The organism is Solibacillus sp. FSL R7-0682 (assembly GCF_038005985.1).
In the GTDB taxonomy this organism is placed as follows: domain Bacteria; phylum Bacillota; class Bacilli; order Bacillales_A; family Planococcaceae; genus Solibacillus.
Window position 1 is genome coordinate 3141965 of sequence record NZ_JBBOUI010000001.1, and the last position, 14886, is coordinate 3156850.

Consider the following 14886-nt stretch of genomic DNA (forward strand, 5'->3'; position numbering starts at 1 on the left):
AATTTTCATAGTTATCGATAGATTTATTTACATATACGAATAGTATTTTTCTTGGAGTACTATTTTTTCAATCAAAAAAGACTATGCAGTATTTTCATACTACATAGTCCCTTATCATTTTTTATTTAGAAACGATATGGATTGGGTTGCCTAATAATACTTCAGCAGCTTCCATCGTAATTTCACCTAATGTTGGGTGAGCGTGAATTGTTAATGCTACGTCTTCAGCTGTCATACCAGCTTCAATAGCAAGACCCATTTCAGCGATCATATCAGATGCACCAGCACCAATAATTTGAGCACCTACTAATAAGCCATCTTCTTTACGAGCAACTAATTTCACGAAACCTTCCGTTTGGTTAAGTGCTAATGCACGACCGTTCGCAGCGAATGGGAATTTCGCAGCTTTTACTTCAAGACCTTCAGCTTTAGCTGTTTCTTCTGAGTAACCTACAGTTGCCATTTCTGGATCTGTGAAGCATACTGCTGGAATTGCTAAGTAATCAACAACTGAATGTTCACCAGCGATTGCTTCTGCAGCGACTTTACCTTCATATGAAGCTTTGTGCGCTAATTGTGGACCTGAAACGATATCACCGATTGCATAAATGTTTGGAACTGAAGTACGGCATTGCTTATCTACTTCTAATAAACCGCGCTCAGCGAATTTAATACCGATTTCTTCTAAGCCGATTTCATCAGTATTTGGACGACGACCTACAGTTACTAATACGTAATCTGCTTCTACAGTCTTCTCTTCCCCACCAACTTCATACGTTACGATAACGCCATTTTCGTTTTCTTCAACGCCTTTAGCAGATGCGCCTACTACTACTTCAACGCCTTTCTTTTTAAGACCTTTTTTAACGATTTGCGTCATTTGTTTTTCGAAGCCAGCTAAAATATCTTTACCACCTTCGATAATTGTTACTTGAGAACCTAAGTTAGCATAAGCTGAACCAAGCTCTGTACCGATGTAACCACCGCCGATAACAACTAATTTACCTGGTACTTCTGGGAACGATAATGCACCAGTAGAGCTTACTACACGCTCAGTAAATTTGAATGTTGGGATTTCAATTGGACGAGAACCTGTTGCTAAAATAGCGTTTTTGAATGTATAAGTTTGCGCTTTATCGCCATCGATTACACGTACAGTGTTTGCATCTACAAAGTAGGCTTCACCTTTTACGATATCTACTTTATTACCTTTTAATAAGCCTTCAACGCCGCCTACTAATTTTTTTACAACGCCGTCTTTGAATGATTGTGCTTTAGACCAGTCTAATTTTACGTCAGAAGCTAATACACCCATATCATCAGAGTGTTTTGCATGCTCATAACGGTGACCTACTGAAATTAAAGCTTTTGAAGGAATACAGCCAACGTTTAAACAAACGCCACCTAATGCTCCACGCTCTACAACTGTTACTTTTTGACCTGTTTGTGCTGCACGAATTGCAGCAACGTATCCACCAGGACCTGAACCTACTACTAGAGTATCTAGTTCGATTGGAAAATCTCCTACTACCATTTTATTACGCCTCCATTAATAAAAGTTGTGGCTCACTTAACAAACGTTTTAAATGATTTAAAGCGTTTTGTGCAGTTGCCCCATCGATCATGCGATGATCAAAGCTCAATGATAATGCTAACACATGTGCCGCTACAATTTCACCATTTTTTATTACTGGTTTCTCTGAAATACGACCAATTCCTAAAATAGCAACTTCAGGATGATTAATAACTGGTGTAAACCATTGACCACCTGCTGAACCGATGTTTGTAATCGACATTGAAGCGCCCTTCATTTCGTGTGTTGCTAACTTACCATCACGCGCCTTTACAGCTAGTTCATTAATCTCTGTTGATAAGCCAAATACCGACTTACGATCAGCATGCTTAATAACTGGAACTAATAAACCTTTCTCTGTATCGGCAGCAATACCTATATTATAGTAATGTTTTTGAATAATTTCTTGTGTTTCATCATCTAATGAACGATTGAATTCAGGATATTTGCGTAAAGTCGAGATTAAAGCCTTCACAACGTACGGTAAATACGTTAATTTCACTCCTTGCTCAGCAGCAATATCTTTAAATTGCTTACGGTGTGCAACAAGTTCTGTTACATCTACTTCATCCATTAATGTTACATGTGGTGCTGTATGCTTCGAATGAACCATAGCCTTAGCAATAGCTTTACGAATCCCACTCATTTTTTCTCTTGTTTCTGGGAATTCCCCTTCAAGTGCTACAGGTGCCGCTTGCTTTGTTTCTTCTTGTGATGTTGTGTTTTCAGTTGTTGCTTCTTTCACCTTTTCAGAAGATTGTTGATCGCCATTTAAGAAGCTCTCAATGTCTTCTTTCACAATACGGCCATTTTTCCCCGAACCGACAACTTGCTGAATATCAACACCCTTTTCACGTGCATATTTACGCACTGAAGGCATTGCAATTACACGTTTATTCGCTGAGGATCCTTTCGGTTCTTCTTGCTTTTGATCGGTACTTTGCTCTTTTGATTCTTTTGTTGATTCTTCCACTTTTTCTTTTTTCACATTTTGACCAGATTCCGCAGTACTTTGCACTTGTGCCTCTGTTTTCGATGCTTCATTTGATTCGTGGTGGTCGTCACCTTTTAATTTTAAATCTTCATAGCCAGGTGCATCAAAACGAATTAATGCATCACCTACTACAGCTACTGTACCTTCCTCAACAAAAATTTCTTCTACAGTACCATCGACTGGTGAAGGAATTTCAACCACCGCTTTATCATTTTGAACTTCAGCTAAAATATCATCTTCTTTTACTTGATCGCCTGGCTTAACAAACCACTTGACGATTTCACCTTCATGAATACCTTCACCGATGTCTGGTAAACGAAACGTAAATGCCATTTATCTCACCCTCAATTCTTAGAATGTTAAAACTTTCTTTGCAGTTTCCATTACATCTTTATAAGTTGGTAACCATACACCTTCAGCTTGTGGGAATGGATAAATTGTATCTGGTGCTGCTACACGTAATACTGGCGCCTCTAACGAAAGGATTGCACGTTCTGTAATTTCTGCTACTACATTTGCCGCAATACCTGCTTGTTTTTGCGCTTCTTGCACAACAATTGCACGGCCTGTTTTTTCTACTGAAGCGATAATTGTTTCAATATCTAACGGTTGAATTGTACGTAAGTCTACTACTTCTACTGAATAACCTTCTTTTTCAAGCTCTTCTGCTGCTTTTAAGCTTTCGTGCACCATTAAGCCATATGCAAAGATTGATAAGTCTTTTCCTTCACGTTTTACATCTGCTTTACCAAGTTCAATTGTATATGCTTCTTCTGGTACTTCTTCACGGAATGAACGGTAAAGTTTTAAGTGTTCTAAGAAAATAACTGGATCATTATCTCGAATTGAAGCAATCAATAAACCTTTTGCATCATATGGTGTTGAAGGAATGACTACTTTTAATCCTGGGGATTGAGCCATTAAACCTTCTAATGAATCCGAGTGCATTTCAGGTGTGTGTACCCCACCACCAAATGGCGAACGGATTGTAACTGGTGCATTATAAGTACCACCAGAACGGTATTTCATACGCGCAAGTTGACCACTAATCGAGTCCATCACTTCAAATACGAAGCCGAAAAATTGGATTTCAGGAACTGGGCGGTAACCTGTTAAAGCTAAACCAATTGCTAATCCACCGATACCTGATTCTGCAAGTGGTGTATCAAATACGCGATCTACGCCGAATTCTTTTTGAAGACCTTCCGTAGCACGGAATACGCCTCCATTGACCCCAACGTCTTCACCAAATACTAAAACGTTTTCGTCATTTTTTAATTCGCAACGTAATGCATCTGTAATTGCTTGAATCATCGTCATTTGTGCCATAGCTATTTCGACTCCTTCTCTTTGTAAATTGCATATTGCTCTTTTAAGTTATATGGCATATCGCTTGCATACATATTGTCCATTAACTCCGTTACTTTTTGCTTTGGAGCTTGGTCTGCCTTTTTAATTGCTTCTTTAATTTCTTCCTTCGCTCGTTCAATTACTTCTTCTTCCTTTTGCTCACTCCATAAACCTTTTGTTTCTAGGAATTTTCGGAAGCGTACTAAAGGATCTTTTGCTGCCCATTCATTATCATTATCTTCTGTACGATAACGTGTTGGATCATCCCCTGCCATTGTATGTGGACCATAACGGTAACACATTGTTTCAATTAACGTTGGACCATCACCTGCTACTGCACGATCACGCGCATCTTTTGTTGCCACATAAACAGCTAATGGATCCATTCCATCAACTAATACACTTGGAATACCCGCTGCGATACCTTTTTGAGCAATTGTTTTTGCAGCTGTTTGTAATTCACGCGGAGTAGAAATAGCAAACTGATTATTTTGTACGATGAAAATCGCTGGAGATTTAAATGCACCGGCAAAGTTAATTCCTTCATAGAAATCTCCTTGTGAAGAACCACCATCACCTGTATACGTAATTGCTACAGATTTAGTCCCACGTTTTTGTAAACCTAATGCAACACCAGCAGCTTGAATATATTGAGCACCAATAATAATTTGAGGAGCTAAAATATTTACACCCTCTGGTACTTGGTTACCGATAAAATGTCCGCGACTGAACAAGAATGCTTTCCATAATGGTAAACCATGCATAACGATTTGAGGTACATCACGGTAACCCGGTAAAATCCAATCTTCTTTTTCTAATGCAAAATGAGATGCCAATTGAGATGCTTCTTGACCAGCAGTTGGTGCATAAAATCCTAAACGTCCTTGACGATTTAATGAGATCGAACGTTGGTCTAAAATACGTACATATACCATACGAGTCATTAATTCAACTAGCTCATCTTCTGACAAATCTGGCATTGCTGCCTCATTTACGATTTCCCCTTGTTCATTTAAAATTTGGAACATTTCAAATTTCTCTTCAATTTGTTGTAATGTGCCAGTTGGGTCGAATTGTTTTTTCATTTTTTCATCCATGTTATACATCCCCTTTGAACTGTATTAAAAAAAATCATTTATTCACTAGTACAACTTTATACTAATCCGAGTATAATGAATAAAATTCCTTCGGTCAATCATTGTTTTTCATCTAAATTCTTGTTTTTCCATTATTACAAGAACACTAGAACAGTTTGCGCCACTGTTACACAATAATTTTCCACCTGTACTATAATAGATATAAAATTTTTCTTCGATAGTATTTTTTAAATAATTTTCCAAACTATTTTACCCTTCTTCAAATCCAAATAAACTAAACCCCATTTTCGTACTTTTATGAGGACACATAAAGTTTTCCCTATTTACACTTTCTATAGTCGTGTATACTAGAGCATAGAAGAAAGAACTGAAAGGAAGTTTCACATGATTTTAATGGAACATATAATTCGTGAAGGTCATCCAACTTTACGCACACGTGCTGAAGAAATGACTTTCCCATTAACAGCTGAGGATAAGAAGTTAGCAGAGGATATGCTTCAATACTTAATTAATAGCCAAGATCCTGTTATTGCAGAAAAATACAATTTACGTGGTGGCATCGGTTTAGCTGCTAATCAGGTGAATAGCTTAAAGCGTATGTTTGCACTTCATTTACAAAATGATAATGGAGAACTCCTAAGCTTCGTTGCAATCAATCCTCGAATCGTTAGCCATTCGGTCGAACAAACTTATATTACTAGTGGTGAGGGTTGTTTATCCGTAGATCGCGAAGTTCCAGGTTACGTTCCTAGACACGCACGTATTACAGTTAAATTCCATACGATTGATGGTGAAGAGAAAAAAATGCGCCTAGCCGGGCTTCCTGCCATTGCATTCCAACACGAATTAGACCATTTAAATGGAGTTATGTTTTACGATCGTATAAACGAAAAAAATCCATTTGCAGAAATTGAAAATAGTATTCCATTTGGACGTGAATAAAAAGGTGTAGCAAGCGCTACACCTTTTTATCTTCCTTATAATAACCCTATTTCTTTCATCGCTTCATATAACCCATCTTCATCCACATGCTTAGCAACCATCGTCGCCACAGCTTTGGCCTTCTCATGGCCATTGCCCATTGCAACACTGTAACCAGCTGTACTTAACATTTCAATATCATTTAAACCATCCCCAAAAGCAACTGTTTGTTCCATAGGAAAATCAATATGCGCTAAAAGCTTTTCAATCCCTCTTGATTTCGAACCACCCATAGGCAACATATCGCAAGAATACTCATGCCAACGAACAAAATGGACATCAGGAAACGCCTTTTCATATAACAGCTGTTCTTCTTGCTTAGCAAATAATAACGTTTGATAAACAGGAGTATGTAAATAGTAATCCGCATCAATAGCAGGATATGGGTAATAAAGTGTCGCTAAACTTTGTTCAACTTCTAAATAACCACTTGCATTTGCAATCATTTCTTTTTCATTCAAAAAGACGAATGGATGATTCCGTTCTTTTCCGTAGTGCATAATTTGCTGCAACGTTTCATTTGGAATTTGATCTGTAAAAATAACCTCACCTTTATACACTACATATTGTCCATTAAAAGTAATGTATGTATCAATTTGAAGTTCTTCTAATAAATCTTGAATCATAAAAGGTGCACGGCCGGTAGCAATTGCTATTTCATGTCCTTGTTCACGTGCTTTTAAAATAGCTCGTTTCGCACTATCTGGTAATTGTTTTTTGGAATTATATATTGTTCCATCTACATCAAAAAATAAAAATTTTTTCATATGAATCTTCCTTCACTTGTTTATTGTACTCTTTACAAAAGTCTGAATTTTTAATATAATGAACTTAAGGAGTGATGACCAATGTTAAAACGTCTCAAAAAGAAATGGTTGAAACAATTAAATGGCGTCCTCGGGAAAAAATTAATTGCCTAACTTAATTCATTCTATATGGTACACCTGATAGGAAAAAGGGTGTGCCATTTTTTTCGCAATGGAATGGGTCGCTTCTAAGATTAATTTGAAGGGCTTTTCTTTATTTTAAAGGACTCACATGATAAGATAAAGGAAATGCATTTTTCGAAACTACAGAAAATGCAGTAATAATGTTCGTAATTAAAGGAGAGTAACTATGATTTACAAAGTTTATTATCAAGAAAGCATCAATGAGATTCCAGTTCGCGAAAACACTAAAACTCTTTATTTAGAGGCGTCATCTGAACGTGAAGTACGTCACTATTTAAAAGACCGAAACTATAATATCGAACTTGTTCAATTATTAGAAGGCAACTATTTAGACTATGAACAAGCTAGCCCGAACTTCCGTCTGGAGAACGCTTAATTCTTATGAAATTCGTTAAGAATGATCAAGCGGCTGTTTTCGCACTCGGCGGACTGGGCGAAATCGGCAAAAACACATATGCAGTACAGTTCCAAGATGAAATTATTTTAATTGACGCAGGTATTAAATTCCCTGAGGACGATCTACTTGGAATTGACTATGTTATTCCAGACTATACGTATTTAGTACGCAATGTTGACAAAATAAAAGGTTTATTCATCACTCACGGTCACGAAGATCATATTGGTGGAATTCCTTACTTATTACGTCAAGTTAATGTTCCTGTATATGGCGGGAAATTAGCGCTCGGATTATTACGTAATAAATTGGAAGAGCACGGACTATTACGTACGACTAAATTAATCGAATTTAAAGAAGATGATCTTATTAAATTCCGTAAAACATCGGTTAGTTTCTTCCGTACGACACACAGTATCCCTGATGCCTACGGGATCGTTGTAAAAACACCTCCTGGTAATATTGTGCATACAGGGGATTTTAAATTCGACTTCACACCAGTTGGAGAACCAGCTAACTTAACAAAAATGGCTGAAATCGGTCGTGATGGTGTACTTTGCCTATTATCAGATAGTACAAATGCTGAAAAAACAGATTTTACAATGTCTGAACGTACAGTAGGTAAATCAATAGATGATATATTCCGAAAAGTAGATGGTCGTATTATCTTCGCTACATTTGCATCAAATATTCACCGTTTACAACAGGCAACAGATGCAGCTTTAAAGTATGGTCGTAAAATTGCTGTATTTGGTCGATCAATGGATAATGCCATTACAATTGGACGTGAATTAGGTTATATTACAGCACCAAAGGAAACTTTCGTTGATGTACAAAGCTTAAACCGTTTACCAGCGAATGAAGTGATGATTTTATGTACAGGTTCACAAGGGGAACCTATGGCTGCATTATCACGTATCGCAAATGGTACACATCGCCAGATCCAAATCCAACCTGGTGATACAGTTGTATTCTCATCTTCTCCAGTTCCTGGTAATACGATGAGTGTAAACAAAATTATAAACTTGTTATTCCGCGCTGGAGCTGAAGTGATTCATGGCGCATTAAATAACATTCATACTTCTGGTCATGGTTCTCAACAAGAACAGAAATTAATGCTTCGTTTAATGAAGCCAAAATTCTTCATGCCTATTCACGGTGAATATCGTATGTTAAAAATTCACACGGAATTAGCAGAAGCTTGTGATATTCCATTAGAAAACTCATTCGTTATGGAAAATGGTGACGTATTAGCATTAAGTGCAAACGAAGCACATGTTGCTGGCCGTATACCTTCTGGCGATGTATATATCGATGGAAATGGAATCGGGGATATTGGAAATATCGTTCTACGTGACCGCCGTATTCTTTCTGAAGAAGGATTAGTCATTGTCGTTGTAAGTGTCGACATGGAAAAAAATAAAATCGTTTCTGGTCCAGACATTATTTCTCGTGGATTCGTCTACATGCGCGAATCAGGTACTATGATTAATGAAGCGCAAAAAATGTTAAACCACCATTTAAATAGTACAATTCAAGAAAAAGAGACACAATGGAATGAACTGAAAAACGAAATTACTGACGTATTAGGGCCTTACTTATATGAAAAAACGAAACGTCGCCCAATGATTTTACCAATTATTATGGAAGTTTAATTTTAATAAGACTATTCAAAGCATAGTGATTTAAAAAACTTCTACGCACTAAAAAGATGTAAATTTGCATTAGTCAAATTTACATCTTTTTCATTTTATCCTTGTATTACCTTTTTTACGAAGCGATTAATATCGACATCTGCACCTATAATTAATAGTACATCCCCAAGCTGAATTTGTTCGGTAGCTGCAGGTGAAATCATAATTTCATTGCCCCGCGTAATCCCCACAATATTCACACCATACTTTGCTCGGATATCCAATTCAATTAATGAATTTCCTGCAATATTTTCTCCAGCCTTTATTTCCATAATAGAATGTTCGGCGGATAACTCTAAGTAATCAAGTACGCTGTTCGATAGCATATTATTGGCAATTCTGATTCCCATATCACGCTCTGGATGCACGACAAAGTCTGCGCCGATTTTGCGTAATACCTTTTCATGATAGTCATTTTGTGCCTTCACTGTTATTTGAGGAACACCTAATTCCTTTAGAATGAGCGTAGTTAAAATACTTGATTGTATATCTTCCCCTATCGCAACAATGACGTGTTCAAAATTCCAAAGACCAAGTGACTTAATCACTTCCTCTTCCGTCGTGTCCGCTACAACAGCCTGTGTTGCAATTTTAGCAAAATCATCAACACGTTCACTATCCGTATCAATGGCCATTACATTAGCCCCTTGTCTTACAAGTTCACGCACGATGCTACCACCAAATCGACCTAAACCAATTACTACAAATTCTTTTTTCATTGCCTCTCCTCCGAACCAATTAACTCCCAATATTTTAACGTAAAAAAGGAATACTAGCTATTAAATTAAACGCCTAATTTTATGCTCCAACATTTTTGTTGTCGTAAACCCTGCTCTATAAAAACGAAGCATCTTTTGCTGGTCGAATAAATAATATCCAGGAACAATTCGATTGTCAAAAGCATCTGTTATTCGAAGTTGGTGATCTAGTATTATTGGATGCTCCAAATGTAATTGTTTCGCCTTTTTTTTAATAGACTCTAGCTCTCGATCTTGTTCACTTCTTGGCATATGGACTGTAATAATTGCCAGTTCAGCACTAAATTGCCGCTCGAGCTCCTTTAATTTTTCTATAGATTCTTCACATTGTTTACAACTTATCGACCAAAAATATACTAATGTAAGTTTTCCAGAAGTTTGTTTCATCTTTTTTAAATTTAATACCTGCTCATCGCCTTCTAAACTAGGCATCTTTGTTCGAATTTTCAATAGACTCCCCCTCACGTTAGCATATGTTTTAACTCGTTGTTCGCCACCTTTTTTAGTATTTTTCTAACTTTTTATCCCAATTAAAATGGGCTCATATAAAAGAAATAACATCGCACATAAAATGCCCTTAATTGTTTTTTAGAATGTATACAATTTCACTTGAAAATCCATTTATATTATGTATAATTATTATTGTTTTCGTAAACTTAAAGTTTTGTAAAAGTAAACTTCCATACTTGGAGTTTATCATAAGTAAACTACAAGAGGAGCGTGCCTATATGCAAATTGGAACAAAAATTAAGGCCTTACGTATAAAAAAAGGATTGACGCAAGAAGAGCTTGGAGAGCGTACGGACTTAACGAAAGGTTACATTTCTCAACTCGAACGAGATTTAAACTCGCCATCAATTGAAACATTATTCAATTTACTAGAAGTTCTCGGGTGTTCACCACGGGATTTTTTTGATGATGAACAAGAAACCGAAAAGATTGTATTTACGAAAGACGATCAAACAAGCTTTATCGACCATGACAAAAAATACGAGATTGAATGGTTAATACCAACATCCAATGAAAAGGAAATGGAACCCGTTTTTATTACTCTTCAAAAAGATGCTGAATTTAAAAATTTTGAACCTTCGTTAGCAGAGACATTTATTTACGTATTAAATGGTCGTATTCGCGTTGTAATTGGCAATGACGAATATATCGCAAGTGAAGGCAATGCAGTCTATTATGAAGCATCTTCCAATCACCAAATTTTTAATGCGCATAATGGAATAACAAAAATTTTATTAGTAGCAACCCAATCATATTTATAAACCTTAGGAGGCCTATGTAATGGATAACACGATTATTCGCTTTGAAAATGTCACAAAATCATACGACGACGGTACTGTCGTTTTAAAAAATATTAACCTTGAATTAGAACGAGGGAAATTTTACACATTACTAGGTCCATCTGGCTGTGGTAAGACGACCATTTTACGCATTATTGCTGGTTTTACTGATGCTTCAACTGGAGATGTTTTCTTTAATGGAAAGCGTATTAATAACGTCCCAGCAAATGAACGACAAGTAAATACAGTTTTCCAAGACTATGCCCTATTCCCTCATTTAAATGTATTTGAAAATGTAGCGTTTGGTTTACGCATTAAAAAGGTAAAAGAAGCCGAAGTTCAGCAACGTGTACAAGAAGCATTAAAATTCGTAAACTTAGCTGGCTATGGTAGCCGTGAAATTTCGGAAATGTCTGGTGGCCAACGTCAACGTGTTGCTATTGCACGTGCGATTGTTAATGACCCAGAAGTAATTTTACTAGACGAGCCGCTATCAGCCCTTGACTTAAAACTACGAACTGAAATGCAATATGAGCTCCGTGAATTACAGCAGCGTCTCGGCAAAACATTTGTTTTCGTCACTCACGACCAAGAAGAAGCATTAGCAATGAGTGATGAAATTTTTGTTCTTTCTAACGGAGAAATTAAACAATCTGGTACACCAGTTGATATTTATGACGAGCCAATTAACCGCTTTGTTGCAGACTTCATTGGAGAATCAAATATTGTAGACGGTATTATGATTGAAGACTATAAAGTGAAATTTGCTGGCAAAGAGTTTGAATGTGTCGATGGTGGGATGAAGCCAAATGAAAAAATCGATGTAGTCATTCGTCCAGAAGATTTAGAAATAACGACACCTGAAAAAGGAAAATTAATAGTAACAGTTGATACTCAATTATTCCGCGGTGTTCACTATGAGTTATCAACTTACGATAAAGACGGTAATGAATGGTTAGTACACTCACTGAAAAAAGCAGAAGTAGGTGAAGAGATTGGCTTAGACTTTGACCCAGAGGCGATTCACGTAATGCGCTTAAACGAAACGGAAGAAGATTTCGATAAGCGACTTGAAGCATACGGGGATGAAGAGCATGAATAATAAATCAGCAAAAAGTTCATTAATTCCTTATTTATTTTGGATTATATTATTTGTTATCGCACCAATTGCCTTAGTTGTTTACTACTCGCTGCTAGATCTTAAGGGGAATTTCACATTAGCAAACTATGCGAAATTCTTTACGCCAGTTTATTTAAAAATGACATTAAGTAGTTTCTGGTATGCTTTTTTAATTACGTTCTTTACGTTATTATTCGCCTATCCAACTGCTTACCTACTAACAAAAACAAAGCACAAACGACTTTGGTTAATGTTAATTATTATTCCATCATGGATTAACCTTCTATTAAAAACATATGCATTCATTGGAATCTTCGGTCTATATGGGCCAATTAATGCGATGATTGAAGTATTTGGCTTTAATCCACAGCAAATTTTATTTACTGATTTTAGTTTCGTATTTGTATCGGTTTATATTTTCATTCCATTTATGATTATTCCGATTTTCAACTCTTTAGATAAAATGAATCCTTCGCTTGTATTTGCAGCACGGGATTTAGGAGCATCTGCTTGGACAACTTTCCGTCGCGTCGTTTTCCCATTAACAATTGATGGGGTAAAATCAGGGATTCAAGTAACGTTCATCCCTGCATTATCACTATTCATGATTACTCGTTTAATTGCAGGAAACCAGGTCATTACGTTGGGTACTGCTATTGAGCAGCAATTCCTTGTATCTCAAAACTGGGGGATGGGTTCGACGATCGCTGTATTCTTAATTTTATTCATGGTTATCACGATGTTATTTACTAAGCAAAAATCTAAAGGAGGACGCGCATAATGAAAAAACTATCCACTGCATCAAAAGCATATTTAGTGCTCGTGTTCGTCATCCTTTATGCACCTATTTTTTACTTAATTTTTTATTCTTTCAACAGTGGAGGAACGATGAACAGCTTCGATTCCTTTACGTTAGAGCATTATAAGGCCGTATTTGATGATTCACGTCTACTTGTTATTTTAATTAATACCGTGATCGTTGCCTTACTATCTGGATTAATTGCAACTATAATTGGTACGTTTGGTGCCATTGGGATTGTCTCTATTAAGGATAAAAAAATGCGTAACACGCTTTTATCTTTAAACAATGTTTTAATCGTATCTCCTGACGTTGTTATCGGTGCAAGTTTCTTAATTTTATTCACAATGATTGGTGTAAAATTAGGCTTTGCTTCCGTCCTTGTCTCACATGTCGCATTTAGCGTACCAATTGTAGTACTAATGGTTTTACCGAAGTTACTTGAAATGAATACTTCGTTAATTGATGCTGCTCGTGACTTAGGAGCCACAAAGCGTGATGTATTAACACGTGTTATTTTACCGTACATTTCACCTGGTATTTTTGCTGGCTTCTTTATGGCATTAACATATTCTTTAGACGATTTTGCTGTAACATTTTTCGTTACTGGTAACGGCTTTAGCACTTTATCTGTAGAAATATACTCAATGGCTCGTGCTGGTATTTCGCTAACAGTTAATGCACTTTCAGGTCTAATCTTTGCCATTACCGTATTAATCGTGATTGGCTATTACTTCATTGATAAACGTTCAAAATCAGTAACTGCGGAGGGCCAACGATGAGAGAATTAGTTCAAGCAACTGTTGCCATTGTCATTGCATGTGCTCTACTTTTTGTCGCTGCAGATCGATTACAATCAGCTGGGAGCACAGGCAGTAAGGACACGCTAACAGTTTATAACTGGGGCGAATATATCGACCCGGATTTAATTAAAAAATTTGAAGCAGAAACAGGTATCAATGTTACCTATGAAACATTTGATTCAAATGAAGCGATGCTTACAAAAATTCAACAAGGTGGTTCGGCTTATGATATTGCGGTTCCATCTGAATATACAATCGAATCAATGAAGGAAGACAATCTTCTCATTCCGATTGATCACAATTTAGTCCCTAATTTGCAATATATTAATGCCGACTTTTTAGATTTACCATTCGATGTAGGAAATGAATACTCAATCCCCTATTTTTGGGGTACAGTCGGTATCGTATACAATCCAAACTTAATCGCGGACCATTTAACATTTGAATCTTGGGAAGACTTATGGGATGAATCACTAAAACGGAAGGTATTCCTAGTAGATGGCTCTCGTGAAGTAATCGGGATGGGGTTAAACTCAATTGGTCAGTCACTAAATGTGAAGGACGAAAATTTATTACGTCAAGCAACAGATAAGTTAATTACACTTTCTCCAAACATTAAAGCAATCATTGGGGATGAAATTACACCGCTTATGGTCAATAATGAGGCTGCTGTAGCATTAACTTTCTCTGGGCAAGCGGCGGATATGATGTGGGAAAATGAAGAGTTAAACTTTGCTGTACCACAAGAAGGTTCGAATTTATGGTTTGATAATATGGTCATTCCAAAGACATCAAAAAATGTGGAAGGTGCGCATAAATTCATCAACTTTATGCTTGATCCTGAAAATGCCGCACAAAATGCAGACTACGTTGGTTATTCAACACCGAACGAAGCTGCATGGGCATTAATGGATGAGGAAGTCATTGCAGATGAGCGCTTCTATCCAAACCACGAACAACGTGAAAAGCTAGAAGTATACGAAAACCTTGGACTTGAATGGCTAGGTAAATACAACGAACACTTCCTGGAATTTAAAATGAGCTTACGCTAAATGAAATTTTTCCTATAAACAGTTCTCTTTTG

Annotated in this window: 15 protein-coding genes; 8 read left to right on the forward strand and 7 right to left on the reverse strand. The window is 36.7% G+C overall.

Annotated features, from left to right (window positions below):
* Positions 1-121: 121 nt before the first annotated feature.
* Genes lpdA through pdhA form a run of 4 tightly spaced genes read right to left on the reverse strand, consistent with a single transcriptional unit; the run spans position 122 to position 5014 of the window.
* A complete protein-coding gene (gene lpdA, locus MKZ17_RS15945; protein ID WP_340724720.1) occupies positions 122-1534 on the reverse strand; it encodes a dihydrolipoyl dehydrogenase in 1413 nt (470 codons plus the stop codon).
* A gap of 4 nt (positions 1535-1538) precedes the next feature.
* Positions 1539-2900 (reverse strand): dihydrolipoamide acetyltransferase family protein, encoded by a 1362-nt coding sequence (locus MKZ17_RS15950; protein ID WP_340724721.1) that lies wholly within the window; start codon positions 2898-2900, stop codon positions 1539-1541.
* Between the two features lie 18 nt (positions 2901-2918).
* Entirely contained in the window at positions 2919-3896 is a 978-nt protein-coding gene (locus MKZ17_RS15955) for an alpha-ketoacid dehydrogenase subunit beta (RefSeq protein WP_340724722.1), read from the reverse strand.
* A 2-nt stretch (positions 3897-3898) separates the two neighbouring features.
* The gene (gene pdhA / locus MKZ17_RS15960) at positions 3899-5014 is read right to left on the reverse strand and encodes a pyruvate dehydrogenase (acetyl-transferring) E1 component subunit alpha (RefSeq protein ID WP_340724723.1); all 1116 of its coding nucleotides are present in this window, start codon (positions 5012-5014) and stop codon (positions 3899-3901) included.
* 384 nt (positions 5015-5398) lie between these two features.
* On the opposite strand from pdhA, the gene def reads away from it, so the two are divergent.
* Positions 5399-5956 carry a peptide deformylase gene (def, locus tag MKZ17_RS15965; protein ID WP_340724724.1) on the forward strand — a complete coding sequence of 186 codons (558 nt, stop codon included), beginning with the start codon at positions 5399-5401 and terminating at the stop codon, positions 5954-5956.
* 35 nt (positions 5957-5991) lie between these two features.
* Here the strand turns inward: def and MKZ17_RS15970 are convergent, their stop codons facing one another.
* Positions 5992-6762, reverse strand: coding sequence for a Cof-type HAD-IIB family hydrolase (locus tag MKZ17_RS15970; protein WP_340724725.1), 771 nt, complete (start codon positions 6760-6762; stop codon positions 5992-5994).
* Positions 6763-7111: 349 nt separating this feature from the next.
* Between MKZ17_RS15970 and MKZ17_RS15975 the strand changes: the two genes are divergently transcribed.
* Together MKZ17_RS15975 and rnjA are read left to right on the forward strand one after the other, a co-directional pair.
* Positions 7112-7321 carry a DNA-dependent RNA polymerase subunit epsilon gene (locus tag MKZ17_RS15975; protein ID WP_340724726.1) on the forward strand — a complete coding sequence of 70 codons (210 nt, stop codon included), beginning with the start codon at positions 7112-7114 and terminating at the stop codon, positions 7319-7321.
* 5 nt (positions 7322-7326) lie between these two features.
* Positions 7327-8994: a ribonuclease J1 gene (gene rnjA / locus MKZ17_RS15980; RefSeq protein ID WP_340724727.1), complete on the forward strand. Its 1668-nt coding sequence runs from the start codon at positions 7327-7329 to the stop codon at positions 8992-8994.
* Positions 8995-9089: 95 nt separating this feature from the next.
* Here rnjA and MKZ17_RS15985 read toward each other — a convergent pair whose 3' ends face one another.
* Both MKZ17_RS15985 and MKZ17_RS15990 read right to left on the reverse strand, forming a co-directional pair.
* The gene (locus MKZ17_RS15985; RefSeq protein ID WP_340724728.1) at positions 9090-9752 is read right to left on the reverse strand and encodes a potassium channel family protein; all 663 of its coding nucleotides are present in this window, start codon (positions 9750-9752) and stop codon (positions 9090-9092) included.
* A gap of 60 nt (positions 9753-9812) precedes the next feature.
* Positions 9813-10241: a redoxin domain-containing protein gene (locus MKZ17_RS15990; RefSeq protein WP_340724729.1), complete on the reverse strand. Its 429-nt coding sequence runs from the start codon at positions 10239-10241 to the stop codon at positions 9813-9815.
* 278 nt (positions 10242-10519) lie between these two features.
* Between MKZ17_RS15990 and MKZ17_RS15995 the strand changes: the two genes are divergently transcribed.
* The 5 genes from MKZ17_RS15995 to MKZ17_RS16015 are packed head-to-tail and all read left to right on the forward strand — an operon-like array spanning position 10520 to position 14854.
* Complete coding sequence (locus tag MKZ17_RS15995; RefSeq protein ID WP_340724730.1) at positions 10520-11062, forward strand: helix-turn-helix domain-containing protein; 543 nt, start codon at positions 10520-10522, stop codon at positions 11060-11062.
* Positions 11063-11081: 19 nt separating this feature from the next.
* Entirely contained in the window at positions 11082-12182 is a 1101-nt protein-coding gene (locus tag MKZ17_RS16000) for an ABC transporter ATP-binding protein (RefSeq protein WP_340724731.1), read from the forward strand.
* Positions 12175-12981, forward strand: a complete 807-nt coding sequence (locus MKZ17_RS16005) for an ABC transporter permease (protein ID WP_340724732.1) — start codon at positions 12175-12177, stop codon at positions 12979-12981. The genes MKZ17_RS16000 and MKZ17_RS16005 overlap by 8 nt, the downstream gene beginning before the upstream one ends.
* The gene (locus MKZ17_RS16010; protein WP_340724733.1) at positions 12981-13781 is read left to right on the forward strand and encodes an ABC transporter permease; all 801 of its coding nucleotides are present in this window, start codon (positions 12981-12983) and stop codon (positions 13779-13781) included. The genes MKZ17_RS16005 and MKZ17_RS16010 overlap by 1 nt, the downstream gene beginning before the upstream one ends.
* The gene (locus tag MKZ17_RS16015; protein ID WP_340724734.1) at positions 13778-14854 is read left to right on the forward strand and encodes an ABC transporter substrate-binding protein; all 1077 of its coding nucleotides are present in this window, start codon (positions 13778-13780) and stop codon (positions 14852-14854) included. Before MKZ17_RS16010 ends, MKZ17_RS16015 begins: the two co-directional genes overlap by 4 nt.
* The last annotated feature ends 32 nt before the right edge of the window (positions 14855-14886 follow it).